This window comes from Rodentibacter caecimuris, assembly GCF_010587025.1.
In the GTDB taxonomy this organism is placed as follows: domain Bacteria; phylum Pseudomonadota; class Gammaproteobacteria; order Enterobacterales; family Pasteurellaceae; genus Rodentibacter; species Rodentibacter caecimuris.
The window spans coordinates 536,677-561,381 of the sequence record NZ_CP040863.1 but is presented as its reverse complement, the minus strand read 5'-3'; the positions used below and the strand labels follow the sequence as shown (position 1 = coordinate 561,381).

At 39.5% G+C, this 24,705-nt stretch carries 23 protein-coding genes; 7 read left to right on the top strand and 16 right to left on the bottom strand.

The annotated features are described in order from the left end of the window. Positions 1–124 precede the first annotated feature (124 nt). A complete protein-coding gene (locus FEE42_RS02820; protein ID WP_059366467.1) occupies positions 125–2,062 on the top strand; it encodes an ABC transporter ATP-binding protein in 1,938 nt (645 codons plus the stop codon). Between the two features lie 38 nt (positions 2,063–2,100). On the opposite strand, the gene FEE42_RS02815 is transcribed toward FEE42_RS02820, so the two are convergent. The 14 genes from FEE42_RS02815 to malQ form a co-directional block, all read right to left on the bottom strand. Beyond that, the gene (locus FEE42_RS02815; RefSeq protein ID WP_059366465.1) at positions 2,101–3,474 is read right to left on the bottom strand and encodes a sodium-dependent transporter; all 1,374 of its coding nucleotides are present in this window, start codon (positions 3,472–3,474) and stop codon (positions 2,101–2,103) included. Between the two features lie 44 nt (positions 3,475–3,518). After that, positions 3,519–4,154, bottom strand: coding sequence for an endonuclease III (gene nth, locus FEE42_RS02810; protein WP_135968654.1), 636 nt, complete (start codon positions 4,152–4,154; stop codon positions 3,519–3,521). Positions 4,155–4,353: 199 nt separating this feature from the next. Further along, positions 4,354–5,067, bottom strand: coding sequence for an electron transport complex subunit E (locus FEE42_RS02805; RefSeq protein WP_059366462.1), 714 nt, complete (start codon positions 5,065–5,067; stop codon positions 4,354–4,356). Position 5,068: 1 nt separating this feature from the next. Further along, the gene (rsxG, locus tag FEE42_RS02800) at positions 5,069–5,695 is read right to left on the bottom strand and encodes an electron transport complex subunit RsxG (protein ID WP_135968652.1); all 627 of its coding nucleotides are present in this window, start codon (positions 5,693–5,695) and stop codon (positions 5,069–5,071) included. Then, positions 5,695–6,774 carry an electron transport complex subunit RsxD gene (gene rsxD, locus FEE42_RS02795; RefSeq protein WP_135968651.1) on the bottom strand — a complete coding sequence of 360 codons (1,080 nt, stop codon included), beginning with the start codon at positions 6,772–6,774 and terminating at the stop codon, positions 5,695–5,697. The genes rsxG and rsxD overlap by 1 nt, the downstream gene beginning before the upstream one ends. A gap of 3 nt (positions 6,775–6,777) precedes the next feature. Next, positions 6,778–9,366, bottom strand: coding sequence for an electron transport complex subunit RsxC (gene rsxC / locus FEE42_RS02790; protein ID WP_164027665.1), 2,589 nt, complete (start codon positions 9,364–9,366; stop codon positions 6,778–6,780). Then, the gene (rsxB, locus tag FEE42_RS02785) at positions 9,341–9,949 is read right to left on the bottom strand and encodes an electron transport complex subunit RsxB (protein ID WP_164027664.1); all 609 of its coding nucleotides are present in this window, start codon (positions 9,947–9,949) and stop codon (positions 9,341–9,343) included. The genes rsxC and rsxB overlap by 26 nt, the downstream gene beginning before the upstream one ends. Positions 9,950–10,047: 98 nt before the next feature. Further along, the gene (gene rsxA, locus FEE42_RS02780) at positions 10,048–10,626 is read right to left on the bottom strand and encodes an electron transport complex subunit RsxA (protein WP_164027663.1); all 579 of its coding nucleotides are present in this window, start codon (positions 10,624–10,626) and stop codon (positions 10,048–10,050) included. 218 nt (positions 10,627–10,844) lie between these two features. Beyond that, entirely contained in the window at positions 10,845–12,989 is a 2,145-nt protein-coding gene (gene yccS, locus FEE42_RS02775) for a YccS family putative transporter (RefSeq protein WP_164027662.1), read from the bottom strand. 65 nt (positions 12,990–13,054) lie between these two features. Next, the gene (locus tag FEE42_RS02770) at positions 13,055–13,723 is read right to left on the bottom strand and encodes a curli polymerization inhibitor CsgI-related protein (RefSeq protein ID WP_077582535.1); all 669 of its coding nucleotides are present in this window, start codon (positions 13,721–13,723) and stop codon (positions 13,055–13,057) included. A gap of 285 nt (positions 13,724–14,008) precedes the next feature. Further along, entirely contained in the window at positions 14,009–15,673 is a 1,665-nt protein-coding gene (locus FEE42_RS02765) for a PTS transporter subunit IIBC (RefSeq protein ID WP_164027661.1), read from the bottom strand. Positions 15,674–15,683: 10 nt separating this feature from the next. Then, positions 15,684–16,475, bottom strand: coding sequence for an endonuclease/exonuclease/phosphatase family protein (locus FEE42_RS02760; RefSeq protein WP_164027660.1), 792 nt, complete (start codon positions 16,473–16,475; stop codon positions 15,684–15,686). A gap of 11 nt (positions 16,476–16,486) precedes the next feature. After that, positions 16,487–18,754, bottom strand: a complete 2,268-nt coding sequence (glgP, locus tag FEE42_RS02755) for a glycogen/starch/alpha-glucan family phosphorylase (RefSeq protein WP_237184463.1) — start codon at positions 18,752–18,754, stop codon at positions 16,487–16,489. Continuing rightward, positions 18,747–20,261, bottom strand: a complete 1,515-nt coding sequence (gene malQ, locus FEE42_RS02750) for a 4-alpha-glucanotransferase (protein ID WP_164027659.1) — start codon at positions 20,259–20,261, stop codon at positions 18,747–18,749. The genes glgP and malQ overlap by 8 nt, the downstream gene beginning before the upstream one ends. A 180-nt stretch (positions 20,262–20,441) precedes the next feature. Here malQ and FEE42_RS02745 point away from each other — a divergent pair, with 180 nt between their 5' ends. Then, a complete protein-coding gene (locus FEE42_RS02745; RefSeq protein ID WP_059366440.1) occupies positions 20,442–21,173 on the top strand; it encodes a GntR family transcriptional regulator in 732 nt (243 codons plus the stop codon). Positions 21,174–21,368: 195 nt separating this feature from the next. Here the strand turns inward: FEE42_RS02745 and ytfE are convergent, their stop codons facing one another. Beyond that, the gene (gene ytfE / locus FEE42_RS02740) at positions 21,369–22,034 is read right to left on the bottom strand and encodes an iron-sulfur cluster repair protein YtfE (RefSeq protein WP_059366437.1); all 666 of its coding nucleotides are present in this window, start codon (positions 22,032–22,034) and stop codon (positions 21,369–21,371) included. 150 nt (positions 22,035–22,184) lie between these two features. Between ytfE and FEE42_RS02735 the strand changes: the two genes are divergently transcribed. From FEE42_RS02735 to cspD, 5 genes are all read left to right on the top strand, one after another. Next, positions 22,185–22,454, top strand: a complete 270-nt coding sequence (locus FEE42_RS02735) for an acylphosphatase (RefSeq protein ID WP_059366435.1) — start codon at positions 22,185–22,187, stop codon at positions 22,452–22,454. A 92-nt stretch (positions 22,455–22,546) separates the two neighbouring features. Further along, a complete protein-coding gene (locus tag FEE42_RS02730) occupies positions 22,547–22,861 on the top strand; it encodes a YqcC family protein (RefSeq protein WP_059366434.1) in 315 nt (104 codons plus the stop codon). After that, the gene (truC, locus tag FEE42_RS02725) at positions 22,861–23,571 is read left to right on the top strand and encodes a tRNA pseudouridine(65) synthase TruC (RefSeq protein ID WP_164028802.1); all 711 of its coding nucleotides are present in this window, start codon (positions 22,861–22,863) and stop codon (positions 23,569–23,571) included. The genes FEE42_RS02730 and truC overlap by 1 nt, the downstream gene beginning before the upstream one ends. A 4-nt stretch (positions 23,572–23,575) precedes the next feature. Next, complete coding sequence (locus FEE42_RS02720) at positions 23,576–23,734, top strand: YoaH family protein (protein WP_077582544.1); 159 nt, start codon at positions 23,576–23,578, stop codon at positions 23,732–23,734. Positions 23,735–23,879: 145 nt separating this feature from the next. Further along, positions 23,880–24,089 (top strand): cold shock domain-containing protein CspD, encoded by a 210-nt coding sequence (gene cspD, locus FEE42_RS02715; RefSeq protein WP_018355702.1) that lies wholly within the window; start codon positions 23,880–23,882, stop codon positions 24,087–24,089. Positions 24,090–24,172: 83 nt separating this feature from the next. On the opposite strand, the gene matP is transcribed toward cspD, so the two are convergent. Next, the gene (gene matP, locus FEE42_RS02710) at positions 24,173–24,622 is read right to left on the bottom strand and encodes a macrodomain Ter protein MatP (RefSeq protein WP_059366433.1); all 450 of its coding nucleotides are present in this window, start codon (positions 24,620–24,622) and stop codon (positions 24,173–24,175) included. Between the last annotated feature and the right edge of the window lie 83 nt (positions 24,623–24,705).

Sequence of the window (24,705 nt, the reverse complement as noted above, 5' to 3'; positions counted from 1 at the left end):
GTTTAGAGAATGAGGACGCTGAAAAGCGTCCTTTTTTCTTATATTTACTTTCATCTTTTCGCTTTTCCCTGCAAACCGTATAAAATAGTGCGGTCAGTTTTAGTTAAATTTTTACGAGGTTATTGTGGCATTAATTAGCTTAACGAATGGCTATCTTTCTTTTAGTGATGCTCCATTGTTGGATCATACCGAGCTCCATATTGAGCCTAATGAGCGCGTTTGTTTGGTCGGGCGAAATGGTGCGGGCAAATCAACATTACTCAAAATTATTGCCGGCGACGTCTTGTTGGATGATGGCAATATTCAATATGAAAAAGATTTAGTGATATCCCGTCTTGAACAGGATCCGCCTCGTAATGCGGAAGGTAATGTATTTGATTATGTGGCGGAAGGTATCGATCATATAACGGATTTATTAAAAGAATATCACCGTATTTCCATTCAATTGGAAGAAAATTATAGTGATCAAATCTTGAATCAATTTGAACAAATTCAGGCAAAGTTAGAACATGCTGATGGTTGGCGGTTTGAAAATAAAATCAAAGAAGTTTTGCTCAAATTGGGATTAAATCCGAACACAAAATTGACCGCACTTTCCGGCGGTTGGTTACGTAAAGCGGCTTTAGCCCGTGCCTTAGTGTGCGATCCGGATGTGTTGTTACTTGATGAGCCGACTAACCACTTAGATGTGGAAGCAATTGAATGGCTGGAAAATTTCCTCTTAGAATTTAACGGTAGTATTGTTTTTATTTCCCATGATCGTTCTTTTATTCGCAAAATGGCGACCCGTATTGTTGATTTGGATCGCGGACAGCTGGTTTCTTATCCGGGGAATTATGATTTGTATCTCACGACAAAAGAAGAAAATTTACGTGTAGAAGCACTTCAAAATGAATTATTTGATAAAAGATTAGCGCAAGAAGAAGTGTGGATTCGCCAGGGAATAAAAGCACGCCGTACTCGTAATGAAGGACGGGTGAGAGCATTAAAAGCAATGCGTGAAGAACGTAGCCAACGCCGTGATGTGATGGGAACGGCAAAATTACAACTTGATAGCTCAAGCCGTTCCGGAAAAATCGTGTTTGAAATGGAAAACGTGAGTTATGAGGTGGCGGGTAAGACCTTGTTAAAGGATTTCAGCACAACTATTTTGAGAGGCGATAAAATTGCACTAGTAGGAGCAAATGGCTGTGGTAAAACCACTTTTATTAAATTACTACTCGGTGAAATTCAACCGACAAGTGGAAAAATTCGTACGGGGACAAAATTAGAGATCGCCTATTTTGACCAATACCGCTCGGAGCTTGATCCGGAAAAAACAGTTATGGATAACGTTGCCGACGGTAAGCAAGATATTGAAGTGAACGGTATAAAACGCCATGTACTGGGGTATTTACAAGATTTCTTATTTCCGCCTAAACGGGCAATGACACCGGTGAAAGCCTTATCCGGTGGGGAACGTAACCGTTTGTTGTTGGCAAAATTATTACTTAAACCGAATAATTTACTGATTCTTGATGAACCCACCAATGATTTAGATGTGGAAACCTTAGAATTGTTAGAAGAAATTTTGACGGATTATCAGGGCACATTATTGATCGTTAGTCATGATCGTCAGTTTATTGATAATACCGCCACTGAATGCTATTTATTTGAAGGAGAAGGCGTAGTCAATAAATATGTAGGCGGTTTCTTTGATGCAAAACAGCAGCAAGCCAATTTTTGGGCAGCTAAAGCCGAACAAGAGATGACGAAGAAATTGTCAGCTAAGCCACAAGAAAATACTGTCAAAACCGACCGCACTTCTAATAAGTCAAAGTCCGTTAAATTATCCTATAAGGAGCAACGGGAATTAGAACAACTCCCGCAGCAATTGGAAGAATTAGAGGAAAAATTGACCGCACTTCAAGCGGAAGTTGGTGAGCCTACGTTTTTCCAACAATCACATGAAATTACAGAGGCGAAGCTAAAGGAGTTGGCTGATATTGAATCCCTGCTTGAACAAACATTTTTGCGTTGGGAAGAATTGGAAGAGAAAAAAACGATTGCAGAAAGTAAGTAACAAAGAAAAACCGAGCATTGGCTCGGTTTTTTTATGGATTAAAATAAGTTACTGATGAAAATCACGATAATAATCACAGGTACAACAAATTTTACATAGTTAAACCAAATTTTGGTGAAGGTCGAATCAGGTGTTTGAGAGAGCTCTTTTTTGGCTTCATCTTTTAATACAAAACCAACGAAAATTGCGCAGCCTAATGCGGTGAGCATAAATAAAATATTGCCACTCGCATAATCATAGAAATCAAAAATACTTTTACCGAAAATAGTAACGTCTTTCCAAAGATTATCGCCTAGAATGGCCGGAATGTTGCCCGCAAGAAAAATCCCTCCTAGGGTTAAAATGATTGCTTTGCTACGGCGCATACGAAGTTTTTCTTGTAATGCGGTAATAATGACTTCGTAAATAGTAATAGAAGTCGTGAGGGCTGCAATTAATAATAAGCTAAAGAAAATGATGGCAAAGAATTTTCCCGCCCATAAATGGGAGAAAACAATCGGTAAACTTTGGAAGACTAAAGTTGGGCCGGCATTGGGTTCGATACCAAAAGTGAATAATGAAGGAAAGATCATAAAACCGGCAAGTACCGCAATTATGGTATTGGTAAAACCGGTAATGACAGCTGTGTGAATGAGGTTTTCTTCCTTATTAAGATAGCTTGAAAGGGTAATTAAAACACCAAAGCCAAGGCTCAAAGCAAAGAAGACTTGTCCTAATACAAAAATGAAAAGTTGAGGAGTAATCTTACTGAAATCCGGTTTTAAATAGAAAGTAATCCCTTCCATTGCACCCGGCAAGGTAATATTGCGGATCACCATACCGATCAAGAAAATAAACAGTAACGGCATTAAATATTTGACCGAACGTTCAATACCGCCAATGATACCTTTTGCCAAAATAATGTAATTGACGATGACAAAAAGGAAGGTGTAAAACATAATTTCATAAGGGCTGTTGCCAATATGAAGATCATAGAAGTTTTTGGCGACATCTTTTGTAATGGGGGTTGAAATATCAAGAGTACCGTTGATTAAGTTTAGGATATAAGAAATAACCCAGCCACCCAGTACCATATAATAAGCCATAATACCAAATGCCCCGAGCAACCCCATATAACCGATGATCTTCCAATGTTTTGAAATATGTTTGCCTTTATCTAGAATTTTATCGCCAAAAGCATCAATGGAGTTTACTCGTAAACGGCGACCTATTACATTTTCCACTAAAATCATTGGAATTCCGATTACAATCATGGCAAGACAAAAAAGCAGTACGTAAGCGCCGCCGCCATTTTCTCCGACAAGATAAGGGAATCGCCAAGTTGCACCGAAACCAACGGTTGCGCCGGCAACGGTCATTACATAAGTCAGTCGGCTAGACCAAGTTTGACGTTGTTGTTTATTTGTTGTCATTGTCTTTCCTATTAATAAAAGTGCGGTCAAAAAATGAGTTGTTTTTAATATTCGGTTTTTTCTTTATATTCGCAGAGATCCTCAATAATACAGGAACCGCAACGGGGCTTTCTGGCAACACAAGTGTAACGACCGTGTAAGATCAGCCAGTGATGCACATCTACTTTAAATTCATCGGGCACCACTTTTAAGAGTTTTTCTTCCACTTTGACAACATCTTTACCCGGTGCAAAATTAGTGCGATTGCATACGCGAAATATATGGGTATCGACTGCAATAGTGGGGTGACCAAAGGCGGTATTTAATACCACATTCGCAGTTTTTCGTCCAACGCCGGCAAGAGCTTCTAAGGCTTCACGATTTTCCGGTATTTCACCGTTGTGTTTTTCAATGAGATCGCGGCAGGTTTTAATGATGTTTTCTGCTTTACTATTATAAAGTCCGATCGTTTTAATGTAGCTTTTTAAGCCATCCAAGCCCAGATCTAAAATCGCTTGTGGAGTATTGGCAACGGGAAAAAGTTTTTCTGTCGCTTTATTTACCCCTTTATCAGTGGCTTGCGCCGATAAAATCACCGCGATTAATAATTCGAAGGGCGAATTATACTGCAATTCGGTAGTCGGGTGGGGATTTTGATCCCGTAGTCGGGTTAATATTTCAATTCTTTTTTTCTGATTCATAATTTTATTTCCTTCTACTTTCTTGCTGTGCAAGAAAGTAGCAAAGAACACACCCCGATTAAATCGCTTTTCCGACCTTTGTTGTCATTTCTTTACGGAAAATTTGTAAACTCGCCGTTGGCTCAAACAATACAAATTTTCCTAAAAATGCCAAGTTGGTCGGGCGATTTACACGGGGAAGATTAAGTGTGTGTTCAATCTATATTTTTCTTCGGTTATCAATTCTATTTTTTAGGGCAAGGAGTAATCCCAATCCAATAAATGCACCCGGCGGCAGGATGAAGAGTAAAAAGCTGCTATCCGTTTGGTAAATATGGAAAGTGAGAAATTTTGCTTGTTCGCCAAAAAGATTTTCGATACCTTCAAAAATCGTCCCTTGCCCGAAAATTTCACGGAGTGCGCCAAGCATAGTAAGGCTTAAAGCCATACCGAACCCCATCGAGAAACCGTCCCAAATAGACTGTAAAAGATTATTTTTGGACGCAAAGGCTTCAGCTCGACCAATGACAATACAGTTTGTCACAATCAGTGGAATAAAAATGCCAAGAGATTGATACAATCTGTAGGTATAAGCATTCATTAATAATTGCACCACGGTGACTGTCGTTGCAATGATCATCACATAAATAGGAATGCGAATTTCGTGAGGAATTTGTTTGCGAAAGAGCGAAATGACCGTATTGGTGCAGATTAAAACCAGCATGGTTGCAAGCCCTAAACCGAGAGCATTGGTCGCAGTGCTGGAAACTGCCAATAAAGGACAAAGCCCTAATAGCTGCACGATTGCCGGATTATTTTTCCAAATACCTTGTATAAAAATTTCCCGCCATACGGATTTTTCCGTCTGATCCTTAACGTTGTTTTGAGGTAGCGCTTCTTCAAGTGCGGTGGTTTTTTCCGTTAAATTTGTCATATTATTCCCTTTCTTGAATCGCAAGCTGTTGCAATGTTGCCTGATTGTTAAGCATGGTTAGGGCCGAACGTTTTACTTGATTTACAATGGCGCGGGGAGTAATGGTTGCTCCGGAGAATTGATCAAATTTTCCGCCGTCTTTTTTGACCGCCCAATCGGTTAAATTAGTTTCATTAATAGACTGATGATCGAAAGATAAAATCCACTTGGAAATACGGAGTTCGATTTTATCGCCTAACCCCGGTGTTTCATGATGCTCGATCACCCGTACGCCTAACACGTTGCCCTCAGGCGTTAAACCGACAAGTAAGCGAATATCGCCGGAATAGCCGTCCGGTGCGGTTGTTTCATAGACATAGGCTGAAAGATGATGGTCTTTCTTTGCGAAATAAACTTTTTGAATACCGGCTAAATTTTCTGACTTTGGCGTCACCGCACTTTCTAGCAAATTATTATCAAAATAGCTTTGTGGGATTACTTGGAGCAGGAGTTCCCGTTGTTGTGCCGCCATGGCTTCATCAATTTTACCTTTTGTCAGAAAAAAAATGCCGGATGAAATAGCACTACAAAGTAGCGCAATAAAGCCTAAAATCACGCCATATTGAGAAGTAGTTTTAATAATGCCCATTAGTTTTTTCTCCCTTTTATGCCGTAGCCCGCAACACGAGGGCGGGTGTAATGGTCGATGAGAGGAACGCAGATATTACTTAATAAAATCGCAAATGCAACGCCGTCAGGGTAATTGCCGTGATAGCGGATAAGATAGGTGAGAAGTCCTACTAATGCGCCAAATACGATTTTTCCACGCGGTGTAATGGAGGCTGTAACCGGATCGGTCGCAATAAAAAATGCGCCAAACATCATTGCACCGCTGAACATTTGGCTCACCGCACTTAAATGTGTCCCCCCCGTTATGGCGGTAATGGTTGCCAAGCAAAAAAATGTGGTGAGCATTGCTACGGGGATTTGCCAATGAATGGTGCGTTTTAAGATTAAAAATACGCCGCCGAGTAAAAAAGCAAGATTGACTTGCCACCACCCCTGTGCAAAGTCCGTACCGTTCCCCATAAAAATTGGCATTTTAATCAGTCCATAGAAATCCGTTAATTCTTTGTGATTAGAATAAAAGATTTTTGCACTGTCTAACGGTGTAGCCTGCGTGATGCCGTCAATACTATGGGTAAGTTGTGGCAAGGAAAATCCATCGGTGGTTAAGCCGGAAAAAATTAATGCGACAGCATCGGAGAGTGTAGGCGGTTCCTGCAATAAATGAATTGGCGGTATCCAAGTAGTCATTTGTAATGGGAACGAAATTAATAATACGACATAGCCAATCATTGCCGGATTAAAGGGGTTTTGCCCTAATCCGCCATACACATGTTTACCCAGTAGTACCGCACAAAGTGTACCGATAATAATAATCCAATAAGGGGCATAGGGAGGAATTGCCACGGCTAAAATCAAGGCGGTTAGAACTACGCTGAAATCGGAAAGATAGGATAACGGCTTTTTACCGCGTAATTTCATTGCTAACAATTCAGCAAGTAACGCCACAATGATCGCTAATACCGATTGAATGAGTACACCGAAACCAAAATAATAAATTTGTGTAAATAGAGCCGGCATCATGGCTAAGATGACCCAAAGCATAATACGAGCTGTTAACTTCCCTGAATGTGAGTGAGGAGAACTGACCATTTTAAACATTGTTTATTCCTGTGCATTATCTGATTTCTGTTGGGCTTGAGCCAATTTCTTGGCTTTCGCACGGGCAATTGCAGCAGCCACAGCGGCTTTTTTCGGATCAAGTGCGGTTGGTTTTTCGCCTGTTTCTTGTTCCGCATTTTCCGTTGTTATATCGCTATCATGGTTAGTCTGAGCCAATTTTTTGGCTTTCGCACGGGCAATAGCGGCAGCCACAGCCGCTTTTTTTGGAGCAAGTGCGGTTGGTTTTTCGTCTGTTTTTTGTTCCACACTTTCCGTTGTTATATCACCATCATGGTTAGTTTGAGCCAATTTCTTGGCTTTCGCACGGGCAATAGCGGCAGCCACAGCGGCTTTTTTCGGATCAAGTGCGGTTGGTTTTTCGTCCGTTTTTTGCTCCGCATTTTCCGTTGCTATATCGCTATCATGGTTAGTCTGAGCCAATTTCTTGGCTTTCGCACGGGCGATAGCGGCAGCCACAGCGGCTTTTTTCGGATCAAGTGCGGTTGGTTTTTCGTCTGTTTTTTGCTCCGCATTTTCCGTTGTTATATCGCTATCATGGTTAGTTTGAGCCAATTTTTTGGCTTTTGCGCGGGCAATAGCGGCAGCCACAGTCGCTTTTTTTGGATCAAGTGCGGTTGGTTTTTCGCCTGTTTCTTGTTCCACATTTTCCGTTGTTATATCACCATTATGGTTAGCCTGAGCCAATTTCTTGGCTTTCGCACGGGCGATAGCGGCAGCCACAGCGGCTTTTTTCGGATCAAGTGCGGTTGGTTTTTCGTCTGTTTTTTGCTCCGCATTTTCCGTTGTTATATCGCTATCATGGTTAGTTTGAGCCAATTTTTTGGCTTTTGCGCGGGCAATAGCGGCAGCTACGGTAGCTTTTTTCGGATTTGCTGAGGCTGTTTCTTCGCTATTATTTTCAAGATTTTCTGTTTTTATTTCCGTTTGTTGGCGGGCTAGACGACGTGCTTTACGCAATGCCGTCATATCGCTATTATCCGGTAAAATTTCGCCTTTTTCTGTTGTTAATGTTTTCTGCTGAGTTATTTCTTCTGAAGCGGCTTTTTTCGCTTTGAGGCGTGCTAATGCTGCTTTTACCGGATCTTCGCCTTTGGTTTTGGCTAATTCTTCGCGACGGGCTTCAGCTGCGCGTTGAGAACGGGCTTTACGTTCCTGTTCTTCACGTTCCATACGTGCTTGTTTCGCTTCAAAGCGAATTTTTGCTTCTTCCGCTTTTTTCTGTTTCTCTTTTATTTGCCAAATTTTTGCTTTTTCTTGGCGGAAATATTGAATAAGCGGGATATGGCTCGGGCAAACATAAGCACATACGCCACATTCAATACAATCTTTTAAAGCATATTCTTCCGATTTTGTGTGATCTTCACTGCGTGCGAACCAGTAAAGTTGCTGTGGCATTAAATTTACCGGACAAGCGTCCGAGCAGCTTGAGCAGCGAATACAGGCTTGTTCCGGCTCCGGTTCGGTATATTCAAAATGATCCGGCGCAAGTAAGCAATTAACGATTTTGGTGACCGGTGCATTTAAATTCGGTAGCTCCAAGCCCATCATTGGACCGCCGACAAACACAGGGAAACGTTCGTCAAATTGATAACCCGTATGAGTTAATGCGTGATAGATTGGCGTGCCTAGACGTACCCAATAATTCCCTTTTTCTTGAATTTTATCGCCGGTTAATGTAACTACGCGTTCAATTAAAGGTTCGTCATTGATGACCGCTCTTTTTATCGCAAAAGCGGTTCCCACGTTGTGCATTAAAACGCCAATATCGGAGGAGCGTGAGCCGCTTGGCACTTCCATACCGGTGAGTAAATAAATGAGTTGTTTTGCTGCGCCGGACGGGTATTTCGTTGGGATTACGCGTATATCAATATCATTTGCGCCGTGTAGCGCCGCATTAATTGCTTCAATGGCGTTAGGTTTGTTATCTTCAATGGCGATAACCACTTTTTCAGGGCGTAGGATATAGCGTAAAATACGCACGCCTTCAATAATTTCATCGGCATGTTCACGCATTAGGCGATCATCACAGGTGATGTAAGGTTCACATTCCGCACCGTTAATAATCAATAATTTGACTTTTTTATCCGCTGATTGGATCTTGGCGGCGGTAGGGAATACGGCGCCTCCCAAGCCCGCAATGCCGGCAAGATAAATTTTTTCGATAAGTTGTTCCGCAGTGAGGTGAAGAAAATCTTCAATCGGGTGTTGTTCAATATGTTGATCCAAACCGTCAGCCTGTAAATAAATAGTCATTTCATCAAGCCCGGAAGGATGTGCGGCGACATAGGGGGTAATATTTTTAATTGTGCCGGATGTCGGAGCATGAACGGGGAGTACGCGTAAACCGTCACCTTGCGTTAAGGCTTGTCCTTTTAAAACATAATCACCGACGCTCACTAAAATATTACCCGCCTGACCTGAGTGTTGTTTGAGCGGAATATAAAAATCCTTGCTTAAAGGAAGTATTCTGATCGGTTGATGGTTAGATTGATCTTTCATTTCCGGAGGATGAATTCCCCCTTTGAAATCCCATAGTTTACCGGAATTAAAACGAGATAAAACGTCCGCCATTTATTCCCCCACAACCCATTTTTTTTTCGCTACCGTTCACATTCACCACCGGAATAACCAGCTTTGCGTCAAATTTCCAATCCCAACTATCAATACCTTTTTTTACCGGAATCATTGAGATGCAATCTGTCGGGCAAGGTGCGACACAAAGTTCACAGCCGGTGCAAAGATCGGGAATAATAGTGTGCATCATTTTATTTGTCCCAATAATGGCATCGACCGGACAGGCTTGAATACATTTGGTGCAGCCAATACACATATTTTCATCAATAAACGCCACGGTTTCGACCGGTTCTTCCATGCCATCAACTGCCGGCACGTCAACACCTAGAATCTCTGCAATTTTTACTATGGTGTCCCGCCCGCCCGGAACACATTTGGTAATTGAATCACCATTGCAAACTGCTTCCGCATAGGGTTTGCAGCCGGGATAACCGCATTGACCGCATTGGCTTTGCGGTAATATGGCATCAATTTTTTCCACAATAGGATCGGCTTCCACTTTTAGTTTTAAGGAAGCAAATCCCAAAATAGCACCGAAAATGAGCGCAAGCAGACTGATGACAATAAGTAGAATAGTCATTATTTCTTCATTTTCCCTGAAAATTTTTGATAGAGCCCGATAAGTAAAATTAACACGGTAACAGCCATTAAAAAGTAGATCATAATTAACGATGAGTGTTACTTAACGAGCCCTGTGAATCCCATAAAGGCAAGTGACATTAAACCCGCCGTGATTAATGCAATGGATGCACCCTGAAATGTATTGGGTACATCTGCCGCCACTAAGCGTTCACGTAATGCGGCAAATAAAACTAATACTAAGGAAAAGCCTAGTGATGCTCCAAAGCCATAGAGGACTGATCCGGTTAAGTTATGGGCAAGATTGACATTGAGTAATGCCACACCTAGAACGGCACAGTTTGTTGTGATCAGCGGTAAAAAAATACCAAGCAGCCGATAAAGTGTCGGGCTGGTTTTATTAATAGCCATTTCGGTAAATTGAACCACAACGGCAATCACCAGAATAAACACAAAGGTTCGTAAAAAAGTTGCATTTAAAGGTAATAAAATATAGTGATCGACCAAATAAGCAGAGAGTGAGGCAACGGTTAAAACGAACATGGTTGCTAAGCCCATGCCGATTGCGGTTTCAATTTTTTTTGATACGCCCATAAAGGGACAAAGCCCAAGAAACTTCACTAGGACGAAGTTGTTAATCAATGCGGTACCAATAATTAATAAAATATAATGTGTCATCACTGCCTGCCTTTTAAATAGGGCGTTATTATCCCTATTTATGGGCGGAAGAACAATAGGAAATTTAGGGTAGAATCCTACCCAAAAATAAGTGTGGTTAATTTTAAAAAGGTATGATTTCAATGCCTTTAAATGATGACATAAGGTGACAATTCGCCTTGTTTTATTGTAATACTCGGTTTTTACCGTAAAGTGCGGTTAAAAAATCCAATTTTTTATTAATCTCCATGGTTTAAGTCATGATTGGATGTTTTATGAAAGTAACTATAAATTTGCGGCAATAGTTGTGCGATTAGATTTAACTGCTGATATGGGAGTACAAATGCCGTACTTTCAGATACGTGAATCTCTTTCAAACTGGATTCAATATTTTCAAATAATTTAGCAAAAACCTCAGGCGTGAGTTTTTCGATGTTTTCAAGGGCGTAAATAATTTTTTTGGCTGCTGGATAAAAGACCGATAGAAAACCGGTGGTTTGTTGTAATTCGCGCATTTTATAGCGGTATGAGCCAAGTGCAGAGATATAGCTTAATAAAGAATAATTGATTTTGAGTAAATCAAAGCCTTCTTGCAAATGTGCTTGATATTTCATCGGTTCACTGTTCATATTGGAAATGGTTGTACTCAGTGCGGCGTTGTATTCGTGTGCATTACGGCGGGCAATGCGATATTTAAGATCATCGCTTTTGCTAAATTGTAACTGACTGGTGATATGTAACAAATATTGTGCATCACTTTTGATAGCAAGTCGGCTGACTTTATCAAGTTGTAAGTATTTCCAATCCGGCCATAAATAAGAGACACCAAACCAAGCGATAGCCGAACCAAGTAAGGTATCGAGTACACGGGGAATCAGCGCGGTTTCTGTGCTGAAGCCCATGATATCAAAGCCTAATAATACTTGTAGGGTAATGAAAAAAGTTGAAAAACTGTAATTATTACTGCGAAAGAAGAAAAATAGTGTACTGGTTAGCACAATTAGGCCGAGTTTTAATTCAAGGGTCGGATTTAAATAAGGCAATAGTAGCCCCACAATTACACCTAAGATTGTGCCGATAATACGTTGGCGTAGTCGTGCTTTAGTTGCGGAGTAATTGGGCTGGCAAACAAAAATTGCCGTGAGTAAGATCCAATAACCGAGATTGAATTGGAAAAAATCCACAATGACACAGCAAAGGAAAACGACAATAGATAAGCGCACGGCATGACGGAATAATTGCGATTCAAAGGTAAAGTGTCCGGCAATAGTGGAAAGAATATTCTTTAGCCCCGTTACTTGCACGGTATGAATTTGCGCAAGCGGCTCATTGATGTTGGACTCTTGTTCTAATTGATTCATTTGCCAATTAATATTTTGCAAATTATCCAATAACCCTTGAATATGAATAATCAGATCTTTGTCATCGGGGTATTTTTGACGATACAGCTCAAAAGATTGTAAGGTGCCGAGGAGGGCTTTTTCTACCCGTTGGTTATAATGATAAGGGCGGTTATGACGTAAACTTTGCTTAATTTCTTGACAGGATTGGGCTTGTAATTCCAATAATCGTTGAATACGGAAAATCAGATCCGTATTTTTAAGTTTTTCGGCAATTTGTTGATAATCAAAATGGGTGGAATTGGCACGCTCGTGGATTTCTTGTGCGGCAAAATAATAGCGAACCATTTTTTGTGTGCGGATATGTCGGTGTTGCCCTCGAATACGATAAAAAAGTGCGGTTCGGGCAAGGTTAAACGCATTTATGACGTTGGCATTTTTGAGGGCGAAATTGAGGTGTTTTTTCTCGATTTCATCAATTTCATCGGGATCGAAAAACATTGATTTGGCATCTAAATATTCCCCTAAGGAGCAAAAGGCTTTAGCAACACTTTCTTGTACGGGGCGATTTGGGAAAAAAAGATGAACGATTAGGGTTATCACACTATAAAGTAGCGTACCGAGCAAAATCAGTGTTGTTTTAATAAACCAACTTTCTGTGTCATTGGGATCATGAGTGAGCGTTGTATAGAGCGCGACAACAAGTGCACCGAAAGCAATGGTACTGTAACGTTGTCCAACAGCCCCTATCATAGTAAAAATGAAGGTAAGCGAAGTAATTAATGCAATGTATTGAATCGGTTTGCCGATATTGAGCTGCACTACAAAAGAAGAAATGGCAAAGGCAACTAATGTGTAAAAAATATTTTTTAAACGACCGGTTAAACGGTTATCCAAGTCCACTAATCCACCTGAAATAATTCCCAAAATTAATGGCATGGATTGACTGGAAATATCAAAGAACCAAACACCGAAAGCGGCGAGATTCACGCTAATAAATATTGGAATGGAAGCGATGACTTTTGCGTTTAACCAGTTATTCATTTTGAATCCTTATCAAAATAGAAAAGTGAGCTTGATAGCTCACTCTCCGTTATAAAGTGCGGTCATTATTTATGGGATTTTGCCCAATTTAAGAAACGGGTTTGGGTTTCTTTATCCGCTTGTTGGAACCAATATTGCAATTGTTGTTCCGCAACATTTTCACCTTGAACAACGACTTTACCCTTGGTTGCTTTACCGTTTGTAGCAGGCATCGCCCCCATCATTGGTTGCATACTTGCCGTAGCCAGTGCCGGAACTGCTGCGGTTGCACCCGAAGCGTTATAGTTTGCTAGATCACTCACAATATTCGCCGATGGAAACAAACCTTCTTGTTTTAACGTATCTATTTTTGCCGGAATATCCTGACCTGAGGTTGTTTTCACGCTGATAACAGGAGCACCGTTGAATTTTTCTGCTTCAGCTTTGGTGCGAATGCTAGGAGTGGAAATCACGATATCTTCGGTTGAACCTTGAAAGGTAACAATAATTGGGTTGGATTCAAATAGAGATTGGCTTGAACCGCTACCAACAATTTCGCCCACACGCACGACGACTTGATGGGTGTTGCTATCATTGATGTTGAATGAGTTATTTTTGTTTAGAAGGGATTTACTTGCTTTTTGACCATCAATAGCTAGAAAATCGATATTTGATGAACTGGAAACCACACCGGCAAAACTTGCCGTACTGGCTAATAGTGTTGCGATACTAAAGGCAAACGTGCGTAATTTCATGATTACTCCTTTTATTATGGTGAAAATAAGTTTCGCTGCCTATGCTATGCTAATTTCTATGAAATGGAAATAAAAAAGTGCGGTCAAAAATGAAAAAGTTTTTCGGTATTATGTCGAAGTTGCATAAAACCGACGTTTTAGCGGATTATAGGGACACGCTGCATTAATGTTCCAAGGCGCATGCAGTACACCTACACATTTTGTATAAAGCTAACTTATATCACATCGGAATGATAAAAAAGTGCGGTTAATTTTAACCGCACTTTTTGGTCGCTTGAATATGGCTTAAACTTTCGGAATTTCAGCACCAGAGGCAAGCAGATCTTGAATATCGGATTTCAGCACATCGGCTTTTGGCCCGTAGATGGCTTGAATGCCGGTTCCTTTGATAATAATCCCCATCGCGCCGGCTTGTTTCCAACCCGCCTCATTGCCAACTAAATCGGCATTATGCACGGTAATACGTAAGCGTGTCATACAGGCATCAACATCGGCAATATTATTGCGTCCGCCAAGTAAGTTCACAATTTGCACGACTTGTGCGCTTGCGTTGGCGACTTTGGGTTCGTTGGACGTATTTTCATCGGCATTTTTCGCATCATAGTTACCATTGCGTCCCGCCGTTGCTAGGTTGAATTTTTTAATCATAAAATTCGCAATCAGGAACATAGCTAATGCAAAGAGAATAGAAACCCAAATAAAGTTGATAACATCCATGCCAATGCCGGCTTTAATTGCCATTGGTGTACGGGTTAAAAACTCAATATTACCGAATGAATGCATCCGTAAATTCACAATATCCGCCATGGCAAATGCCGCACCTTGAACCAAAGCATACACGATATAAAGCGGCATGGCGGCGAACATAAACATATATTCAATCGGTTCTGTTACACCGGTAAGGAAAACGGCAAGGGCAGAAGAGAGGAAAATCCCTTTATAAATTTTTTTCTTATCTGCATCGACATTGACATACATTGCTAGGGTAATTCCCATCAAGATACCGCTTGAACCAATCATTTGCCCGACTTTAAAACGAGCCGGTGTGACGCTTGAGAGTAGTTCGTTATATTGAGCCAAATTACCCGTATCTTTTAAATTGATTAAGTCGGAGATCCACGCCAGCCACAATGGATCTTGTCCAAAGACTTGCACACCTTTTTGCGCTCCTGTTAAGAACTCATAAGTGCCGCCTAATGATGTATAGTTCATTGGGATAGTGAGCATATGGTGCAAACCGAAAGGCAATAAAAGACGTTCTAATGTACCGTAGATAAAGGGGGCAAGGATTGGGGCGCTATTTTGTGAACTGGCTATCCATTGACCGAAATGATTGATTCCCGATTGTACTAAAGGCCAAAATAAAGCAAGGAGTAATGCAACTAATACGGAACGATAAATCACAACAAAAGGCACGAAGCGTTTGCCGTTAAAGAAGGTGAGCACTTCAGGTAGTTTGCGGAAGTTGTAGTAGCGATTGAATGTTGTTGCCCCTACAAAGCCGGCGATGATACCCACAAAGACTCCCATATTCAATGCCGGTTGTCCGAGTATATTGACGAAGTAGTTTGCGACGGGAATTTCACCGGCAAGTAGGGTGCCGACATGCGCGTTGGGATCTGTCAGCATTTCAATTTTTACACCGAAAATATGTCCGGTAACAAGGTTGATTAAGATAAAGGCTAATCCTGCTGCAAACGCTCCGCCTGCACGCTCATTTGCCCAACTGCCGCCAATGGCTAGGGCAAATAAGAGATGTAGATTACCGATGATCCCCCAACCAATTTGGGCAATGATATTACCAATGCGGAAGACCCATTCGGCATCACTCAACAAAGGCAATGAGTTACCAATACTCACCATTAATCCGGCAGCCGGCATAACGGCAATTACCACCATAAGGCATTTGCCGAATTTTTGCCAAAATTCAAAACTTAGCAATTTTTTCATTTGTTTTCTCCTAAAGAATGACATCCACTTCCAAGCCAAAATGATCGGAAATCACAGGTTTATTTTTACCATTAAAAATAACCTGACTAGATAAAACCCTTTTTGCTTGATTTAAAAAAATATAATCCAAACGTTTTTCTTCGCTATGGCTATGCCAACCATCAATGGCTTTTGCCACAGTGATCCCCGAATCTTTTTGTTCCGCTATTTCATAGCTATCAAGCAAACCTAATGCTTTGATTTGTTGATAGGCTTGAGGGTTGGTGATGGCATCGGTATTGAAGTCACCCATTAGGATTTTTAGATTATTACTCTGACTGCGCGTCATAATGGTGCGAATATTGTCGAGTTGATCTTCGCCTTTCGAATCCGGCAAATTAATATGGCAGGAGTAGCAGTCTATGAGCTGCTCTTGATACTCTACGGTTAAACCCAGAATTTTGCGTGAGAGAATGGAATCAAGGCGTTGATGGCGGCTGCAATAAAAAGGATCAACGTCATAAACGGGTAGTCGGGTTAAGAATGCGACACCTTCATCATATTTATCATAGCCAATGTGTGAATTACTCCAAAACAGCGAATATTTTTGCTCGGCTTGTTGGTTAATTTGGCGTAATAGTATTACGCCATAATTATCCCGTTTTAAGGCTTGGCTAATCGGTGGCGCTGTCATCAGTTGATTGACTTCTTGTAACGCAATGATGTCATAGCCTTTTTCTACGATAGTTTGAGCAAGAATGGCTATTTTCTCCGCTTGGTTATCTTCTAACCAAGCGTGTACATTTAGGGTAAGTAGTTTCATTGCCCCCCCCTTTAATCCTCACAGTGCCAGATATCGGCGTTGTATTGTGCAATAGTTCGATCTGACGAGAAGAAGCCCGCTTTTGCGATATTTTGAACGACTTTTTTATTCCAACTATCTTGATCTTCATAATCCGCCAAAATTTGCTCTTTAGCTTTTACGTAAGCGTTGAAGTCAATTAAGGTCATAAACCAGTCTTTATTCAATAATTCGTTATAGAGGCGTTTTAAACGCACCGGATTACCGAGTTTCACCAAGGTCGGATTGATAATAAAATCTACCGCACGTTTAATATACTTATCATTGGTATAGTAATCTTTTGAAACATAGCCGGCGGTTTCATAAAGTGTAATGATACTTTGTGAATCTTTACCAAAGGTATAAATGTTTTCTGCTCCCGCAAGTTCTGCGATCTCAACATTTGCACCGTCCATAGTACCCAGTGTTAATGCGCCGTTAAGCATAAATTTCATATTACCGGTGCCAGAGGCTTCTTTTGAGGCTAGAGAGATTTGCTCTGAAATATCCGTCGCTGGAATTAATTTTTCAGCCACACTCACATTATAGTTTTCTACTAAATAAACATTTAAATATTTGTTTACTTCCGGATCATGATTGATGAGTTCGGATAAACAAAGAATTAAGTGAATAATATCTTGTGCAATGATATAAGCAGGAGCTGCTTTACCGCCAAAAATAACGGTAATTTTGCGTTGGGGTAATTTCCCTGCTTTGATCTCAAGATATTTATGAATCACATAAAGTGTATTCATCTGTTGGCGTTTGTATTCATGGAAACGTTTAATTTGCGTATCAATAATTGAATTTTCGTCTAATTCAATGTTTTTATTTTCTTTAAGATAGGTTTTTAACGCTAACTTATTTTTAAATTTAATTTCGGCGAGTTTTTGATGAACTTGCTTATCGTCGGCAAAAGTAAGTAATTTTTCTAACTGTGTTGCATCTTGTAGATAACTATCCCCAATAAGCTGTTTTAGATAAGCTGCCAACTCTTGGTTAGAAAATTCTAACCAACGACGGAAAGTAATACCGTTTGTTTTATTATTAAATTTTTCAGGATAGATCGTATAAAAGGCTTTGAGTTCCGCATTTTTCAAAATGTCAGTATGTAATGCCGCAACACCATTGACCGAGTTTGAAAAATGGATATCCATATTAGCCATATGTACACGATGCTGTTTATCAATAATTTGTACCGCCGGATCCTTATGTTCAGCACGCACCAATTTGTCTAATTTTTTGATAATGACGACTAAATGTGGAACGACTTCTTCTAAATAATCAAGAGGCCATTTTTCTAAGGCTTCAGAAAGGATCGTGTGGTTGGTATAACCCACCATACTACGGACGATTTTTACCGCATCTAAAAATTCAAGATGATGTTTTTCGGTGAGTAGGCGAATGAGCTCCGGAATCACCATTGAAGGGTGGGTATCATTAATTTGCACATAAGCATAGTTCGCAAGATCCCGTATGTTACTTCCACGCTCAATTGCTTCATCAAGTAATAATTGTGCCGCATTGGATACCATAAAATATTGTTGATAAATGCGTAGCAATTCTCCATTTTTATCAGAATCATCCGGATAAAGAAATAAGGTTAAATTTTCTTTAATGTTCGTTTTATCGAACTCAATCCCATCTTTGATTAAGTGATAATTCACTGATTTTATATCAAATAAATTGAGATAATTTTTAGTTGATTTTTTATAACCCAGAATATCAATACGATCTAATTTTGAGGTCAACGTAAAAGATTTAAACGGCACTTCATAGCTAACGTTGGTTGGGCGCAACCAAGAATTTTTTTCGATCCAATAATTTGGTTCGGTTTTTTGTTCATTTTGTTTAAAAACTTGTTTAAATAACCCGCAGTGATAATTTAACCCCACACCTTCTGCATTTAAACCAAGTGTTGCCATGGAGTCAATAAAACAAGAGGCTAAACGACCTAAGCCGCCATTTCCTAAAGAGGGTTCGGGTTCAATATCTTCAATATGGCTTAATGATTTTCCGGCACGAGCCAATTCATCTTTAACGTCTTGATATACCCCAAGATTGATGAGGTTGTTAGATAATAATTTGCCAATCAAAAATTCAGCAGAAATATAATAAACTTTCCGTTTTCCTACATTTTTTGGTTTATCCGCCGAAAGTGTTTTTACATAGTTTAATAATTGTACATAAATAGCCTGATCGTTTAATTTTTCAAGCGGCTTCTTTTCATTGGTTTGCACAAAATCACTAAATTTAATCATTGTTTTTTTCCTTATTCGCTCTTTGATATAACGTGGTTATTTTCGTTAAGAAATCTTTTTTATCTTGAGTTAAATCGCTTTCTTGCATCCGCCATTGCCAGTTTCCTCCAATGGTAGAGGGAATATTCATTCTTGAGCAGGTTGGTAAATCTAAAATATCTTGCATAGTGGCAATCGCCGTATTACTTACTGTTGCAAATAATTGACGGACAACCGCCTGACAAATAGATTCATCTGCACTGCGATGGGTATAATCATTCACATATTGTTGTTGATCCGAGGTTAAACTGTCATACCAGCCGTTTAGTACGTCGTTATCGTGCGTACCTGTGTAGGCAATGCAATGAGGGATGCAGTAATGCGGGCTGTCAAAACTTTCTCCCGTAATATCTTCAAAACCGAATTGTAAAATTTTCATACCGGGATAACCGCAATCGGCTAATAATTTTTTCGCTTTATCATCAATATTTCCGAGATCTTCAGCAATAATCGGTAAGTCGCCCAATTGTTGTTTTACGGCTTCGAATAGTTCATAACCCGGCCCCGGTTGCCAGCTACCGTACTTCGCAATTTCTGCCTTACCGTCAACTTGCCAATAATCTGAAAAGCCTTTGAAATGGTCGATACGCAACACATCATAGATTTTAAAACTTTCTTCAATGCGATAAATCCACCAAGCATAGCCTTGTTTTTTATGTTCGTCCCAATCATAAAGCGGATTACCCCAGAGTTGTCCTGTTGCACTGAACTGATCTGCAGGAACCCCCGCCACAAAAAGTGGATGACGTTCAGCATCTAATTGAAAAAGTTCCGGTTTTGTCCATACTTCCACACTATCGGCAGAGACATAAATCGGCATATCACCGATAATTTTAATACCTTTTTGGTTGGCGTAATCTTTCAATGCTTGCCACTGTTGGAAGAAAAAATATTGTGTCACTTTAAAATATTGAATCTGTGGAGCAAGCATTGTGCGGTATTTTTTTAACGCCTCAGGTTTTCGAGCAATAACTTGTTTGTCATCCCATTCTTGCAACGCACGATTGCCAAAATACTCTTTAATTGCCATAAATTCCGCGTAATCCGATAACCAAGTGCGGTTGTTTTTTTCAAAGTTTTTAAATTCAGGCTGTAACTTATCATTTGCAACGAAGTTTTTTACCGCGGTTTCTAAAATAGGGCGTCTTGCACAAGCTATACGCTCATAATCAATTTGCGTCGGATCATCGCCAAAATTAACGGAATGGTAGTCTTTTTCTGTTAAAAGCCCCATTTGTGTTAATAAATCAAGGTCAATTAAATGAGGATTGCCGGCAATGGCGGAAAAAGATTGATAGGGGGAATCGCCGTAACTTGTTGTGGTTAATGGCAGGATTTGCCAGTAAGTCTGTTTGGTTTCAAGCAAAAAATCGACAAAATCATAGGCGGATTGCCCGAAACTGCCGATACCAAATGAATTAGGTAAGGAGGTGATGTGCATTAAAATGCCACTTGAACGAGTAAGCATAGTTTTTCCTTATGGAAGCTAGAGTGCTGCCAATTTTAGCTAAAATTTTGTGTTACGCAACATCTTTTACGTAAAAGTAAAATCATTAACGTAAAAGTGTGACATGGATCATGATTTATACGCATAAATTTAAGTGATTTATGCTATCCTATCCGCTAAACAGGAAACGTGGAATAAAGAATGAGCAAATATAAAAAAGTCTATGATGATATAAAAAGTAAAATTAACAAAGGGGATTTAACGAAAAACCAAGAACTACCCAGTGAAAATGAGTTAATGCAAAGCTATGGTTTTTCTAAAGATACTATTCGCAAAGCCCTTTCATTACTGGAAATTGACGGCTATATTCAAAAGCAACAGGGAAGGAATTCTATCGTTTTGGAACAGGATCCATTAAAACCTCAGATGCTTTCTGAAATTAAAACGCTGAGAGAATTGAATTACTCTTCAACCCATCAAGTGAAAACAACGTTAACGAGCTTGTATATTGTGCAAGGAGAAGAGAAACTAATGCGTATCTTTAACGTAAATGATCAAATTGATTTTTACCGTATAGGTCGCATACGTGAAATTGATGGGGAAAATGTGGAATATGAACTTTCTTATTTTGATCGCCGTATCGTGCCTTTTATTAACCGTGACATTGTGGAACAATCTATCTATCACTATTTAGAAAGCGAATTAGGTTTGAAAATTAGCCACTCGCAACGGAAAATTGCTTTTCGTTATGCTAATGAAGAAGAAAAAACGACCTTGGATCTTGGGGAATATGAGATGGTTGTTAATGTCACCAGTACGACTTATTTGGCGGATGGTCGCCCGTTTCAATATGGGAGTATTAGCTATCGTCCTGATAAAATTATTTTTGCCAGCACAGCGAAACGGAATACAAAACATTCATCATCAGAATAATATGATTGAGCAAATCGTTTTATTTGTATCTTACCGATTTTGGGGAAACGATACATTTAGCCGGTTATGGAATCAAATGACTTTTTGCCATAAGAAAATTCCTATTAAATTAAAATTTCAATAGGAATTTTATCGTTTTTAATCGGCTAAATCTTTGTACAACAGCCACATAATACCGATAGTTTTGATCGTATTTTATTTTTCATTTAGTACTCGCGGGAACAAAATATTATTCTCTAAATGAATGTGGTGCATTAAATCGTCAATAAAGGCATTAATGCCGTTATAAAGCGCATGCCAACTAAAGCAGGCGTCTTCCGGTGCTGTAAGGTGATTTGTGAGCAGTTTCAAAATCTCTAGGTCCTGCCCGGCTTCGTCATGTTCCATTTCCATTACAGGAATTGGCATGGCAGCCATGGCGTAGTTGCCAAGTTTAATCATTGGGAAAAGAATGTTTTCTTCTTTCATAATATGCTGGCTTAATTCTGCATGGATTTTTTCTAATTGTGCAGCCGTACCAAGCGGGCAATCTTCGCGATCACTATGTACACTTTCTACTTTTTTCGCCAATGTAATTAACTCGGGCAGTTGTTCGCGATGGTGATTATGAAAGCGTTCAATAATATGTTCGATTAATTCATTGTAAGAGGTATTTGACCAATCTTTTTCCGTATTTTCTTGCTGTTGTAACTTTGCTAAACGCATTTCTATCTCAGCGAGATTAAGATTTTTTTGTTGTACGGCAACGTCTAAAAGGGCAGAACCGCCACAACAGAAATCAAGATCATATTCACGGAAAATTTTTGTTGCACCCGGAATTGAAACGGCTAATTCACTAAGGGTTTGTTGAGCAAAAGACATAATAAGCACTCCATTTAAGCTAAATAAATCCGATAAAAATAGTATGGTATTTTTAAAGAATTGGAAAGCTTAGAATTTCATTTCTTGATAAAATGATGACCAAAATCAAGAAAGATACTTAATAAGAGTTAGATTGGGAGAAGTGATAATATGACAAAACAATTTTTTATTTATGGACGTGTACAAGGTGTCGGATTTCGTTATTTTACTTGGAAAGAAGCAAAAAAATTAGGAATTAAAGGTTTTGTACGAAATCGTGATGATGGTTCGGTGGAAGCCATTGCACAGGGGAGTGAAGAACAGTTGGAAAGTTTCGAACAATGGTTAAGGTTAGGGCCTGTGACGGCAAACGTTGAGCGAGTGATAGTGAATGCACATAAAGAAATCTCAGATGAAGATTTTTCAGTGATTCGCGATTAAAAATGACCGCACTTTTTTGCCTAACAACGTGATTTTACGTAGAATACACCACTTTTTAAGCGACAGATTCCATTATTCATTATAAGGACGATATGCGTAATCAAACCAAACTTCATCTTGAACAGCTACAACAAATCATGCAAAGCTTGAATTTGTGGCAATCCGTGCCACCGGCACAGGAAGCTTTTTTGAGCGAAGAGCCTTTTTCACTTGATACGATGGCGCCCGAAGAATGGCTACAATGGGTGTTTATTCCACGTATGTATGCGTTGTTGGAAAGTGTAGCACCACTACCGAGTCAAATTGCTATTTCACCTTACATTGAGGAAGCATTAAAAGAATTCGATGGGCTTGCGTTATTACTTGCCCCTTTATTGGAATTGGAAAAATTATTGCAGAATCAATGATCCTAGAGATTTTATATCAAGATGAATGGCTGGTTGCGGTAAATAAACCGGCCGGGATGTTGGTACACCGTAGCTGGTTAGATCCCCATGAAACGCAATTTGTTATGCAAACATTACGCGATCAAATCGGACGTCACGTATTTCCTATTCATCGTTTGGATCGTCCGACATCCGGTGTGTTGCTGTTTGCCTTAAATAGTGAAATTGCAAATTTGATGTGTCAGCAATTTGAGCAAAAAAAGGTGAAAAAATCCTATTTAGCGGTGTTGCGTGGTTATTTAGAAGGGGCGAATAGAATTGATTATCCGTTGAAAATTCAACTTGATAAAATTGCCGATAAGTTTGCAAAAGAAGACAAAGTTGCACAAGAGGCGGTAACGGATTATGAATGCCTAAAAACTATAGAAATGCCTTATCCGGCAGGGCGTTATAAGACTTCACGCTATTCTTTGGTTCGCTTAATCCCACATACGGGAAGAAAGCATCAGTTGCGCCGACACTGTAAGCATATTTTTCATCCTATCTTAGGCGATACTCAATATGGCGATTTACATCAAAATCGGGCGTTGACGGAAAATACGGGGTGTAAACGTTTGTTGTTACATTCGGAAACATTATGTTTTATTCATCCTATTTCGCAGGTTAAAATCACAATTCATGCACCATTGGATGAGCAATGGCAAAATTTAATAACAAAATTTGGTTGGTAGATTTATGTTAGATATTCAATTAACACACGAAGAACAACAAAGCGCGGTTGAAAAAATTCAAGAATTAATGGCAAAAGGAATAAATAGTGGTGAAGCAATTCAAATTGTGGCGAGAGAATTGCGTGAATTACATGAAAAATCAGCGAAACATACTGAAAAATAAAAATATTTTGTGATCTCCATAACATTTTTTAATATTGCTTGTTGCATAAAAAATCAAAATATTTAAAGATAACGGCCAATTCGGGTGATAAGGCACACGTCTTATTTGTTTTATGATTGTATAGGCGAAGCCTAAGAGGTCAATAATGGAAATTGGTATTGTTAAGTGGTTTAATAACGCAAAAGGATTTGGTTTTATTTCCGCAGAAGGCGTGGAAGCTGATATTTTTGCACATTATTCTGTGATTGAAATGGATGGATACCGTTCATTAAAAGCAGGGCAAAAAGTGCAATTTGAAGTGATTCACGGCGATAAAGGATCTCATGCCACAAAGATTATTCCAATTGTGGAATAAAAACAGGAGCGCGAATTAAACCGCGCTCTTAAACTTCTCTATTTAGTTTAATTCAAAAGACAAGGTTTACCGCCTTGTCTTTTTTATTGGTTTAATAAATTTTTAAGGCTACTTTTCATTGCTGACATTTGGCTTTCATATAGGGCTTTACTTTCACGTTCATCAATCATATAAGTGATAGTTTCCGAAAGGGTCATATTCATTTTGCGTGAATATTTTGAAAGACGTAACCAAACCGCATATTCCAAATCAATGGATTTCTTTTTTGTAGATTGTTTTTCCGCATTGAAAAAACGTTTTCGTCTTGCCCGAATCGCCTGATCCAATTTAATCGGTAGTGCCGTGGAAAGATGTTGTTTGATCCAATTTTCAATCTTTTCAGGATAATTCTGGCTTTCTACTAATTCTGCCACAACCGATTCTTGTCGGCTTTTTTCTTCGTAGCGCGTGATATTTTCACCTTCACGATATTTTCTAATCAAGTAAATCCATTTCCAGTTGGCTTCTTGATTTTCTAATTTTTGATATTTCATAATATGTAATATTTAGTGACGTGGTAACTCACTTAATATACGTGTTTTAAATTAATTTTTCCAGCTGATTTTTACAATATACG

What these genes read in the sequence shown, in the direction of transcription:
- FEE42_RS02720 (WP_077582544.1), top strand. Translation starts at nt 23,576, where the DNA reads ATGTTAGATATTCAATTAACACACGAAGAACAACAAAGCGCGGTTGAA.
- rsxC (WP_164027665.1), bottom strand. Translation starts at nt 9,366, where the DNA reads ATGGCGGACGTTTTATCTCGTTTTAATTCCGGTAAACTATGGGATTTC.
- malQ (WP_164027659.1), bottom strand. Translation starts at nt 20,261, where the DNA reads ATGCTTACTCGTTCAAGTGGCATTTTAATGCACATCACCTCCTTACCT.
- rsxB (WP_164027664.1), bottom strand. Translation starts at nt 9,949, where the DNA reads ATGACTATTCTACTTATTGTCATCAGTCTGCTTGCGCTCATTTTCGGT.
- rsxA (WP_164027663.1), bottom strand. Translation starts at nt 10,626, where the DNA reads ATGACACATTATATTTTATTAATTATTGGTACCGCATTGATTAACAAC.
- FEE42_RS02730 (WP_059366434.1), top strand. Translation starts at nt 22,547, where the DNA reads ATGCGTAATCAAACCAAACTTCATCTTGAACAGCTACAACAAATCATG.
- FEE42_RS02765 (WP_164027661.1), bottom strand. Translation starts at nt 15,673, where the DNA reads ATGAAAAAATTGCTAAGTTTTGAATTTTGGCAAAAATTCGGCAAATGC.
- glgP (WP_237184463.1), bottom strand. Translation starts at nt 18,754, where the DNA reads ATGATTAAATTTAGTGATTTTGTGCAAACCAATGAAAAGAAGCCGCTT.
- FEE42_RS02770 (WP_077582535.1), bottom strand. Translation starts at nt 13,723, where the DNA reads ATGAAATTACGCACGTTTGCCTTTAGTATCGCAACACTATTAGCCAGT.
- cspD (WP_018355702.1), top strand. Translation starts at nt 23,880, where the DNA reads ATGGAAATTGGTATTGTTAAGTGGTTTAATAACGCAAAAGGATTTGGT.
- FEE42_RS02745 (WP_059366440.1), top strand. Translation starts at nt 20,442, where the DNA reads ATGAGCAAATATAAAAAAGTCTATGATGATATAAAAAGTAAAATTAAC.
- FEE42_RS02735 (WP_059366435.1), top strand. Translation starts at nt 22,185, where the DNA reads ATGACAAAACAATTTTTTATTTATGGACGTGTACAAGGTGTCGGATTT.
- matP (WP_059366433.1), bottom strand. Translation starts at nt 24,622, where the DNA reads ATGAAATATCAAAAATTAGAAAATCAAGAAGCCAACTGGAAATGGATT.
- nth (WP_135968654.1), bottom strand. Translation starts at nt 4,154, where the DNA reads ATGAATCAGAAAAAAAGAATTGAAATATTAACCCGACTACGGGATCAA.
- rsxD (WP_135968651.1), bottom strand. Translation starts at nt 6,774, where the DNA reads ATGTTTAAAATGGTCAGTTCTCCTCACTCACATTCAGGGAAGTTAACA.
- FEE42_RS02815 (WP_059366465.1), bottom strand. Translation starts at nt 3,474, where the DNA reads ATGACAACAAATAAACAACAACGTCAAACTTGGTCTAGCCGACTGACT.
- FEE42_RS02760 (WP_164027660.1), bottom strand. Translation starts at nt 16,475, where the DNA reads ATGAAACTACTTACCCTAAATGTACACGCTTGGTTAGAAGATAACCAA.
- rsxG (WP_135968652.1), bottom strand. Translation starts at nt 5,695, where the DNA reads ATGGGCATTATTAAAACTACTTCTCAATATGGCGTGATTTTAGGCTTT.
- FEE42_RS02805 (WP_059366462.1), bottom strand. Translation starts at nt 5,067, where the DNA reads ATGACAAATTTAACGGAAAAAACCACCGCACTTGAAGAAGCGCTACCT.
- yccS (WP_164027662.1), bottom strand. Translation starts at nt 12,989, where the DNA reads ATGAATAACTGGTTAAACGCAAAAGTCATCGCTTCCATTCCAATATTT.
- ytfE (WP_059366437.1), bottom strand. Translation starts at nt 22,034, where the DNA reads ATGTCTTTTGCTCAACAAACCCTTAGTGAATTAGCCGTTTCAATTCCG.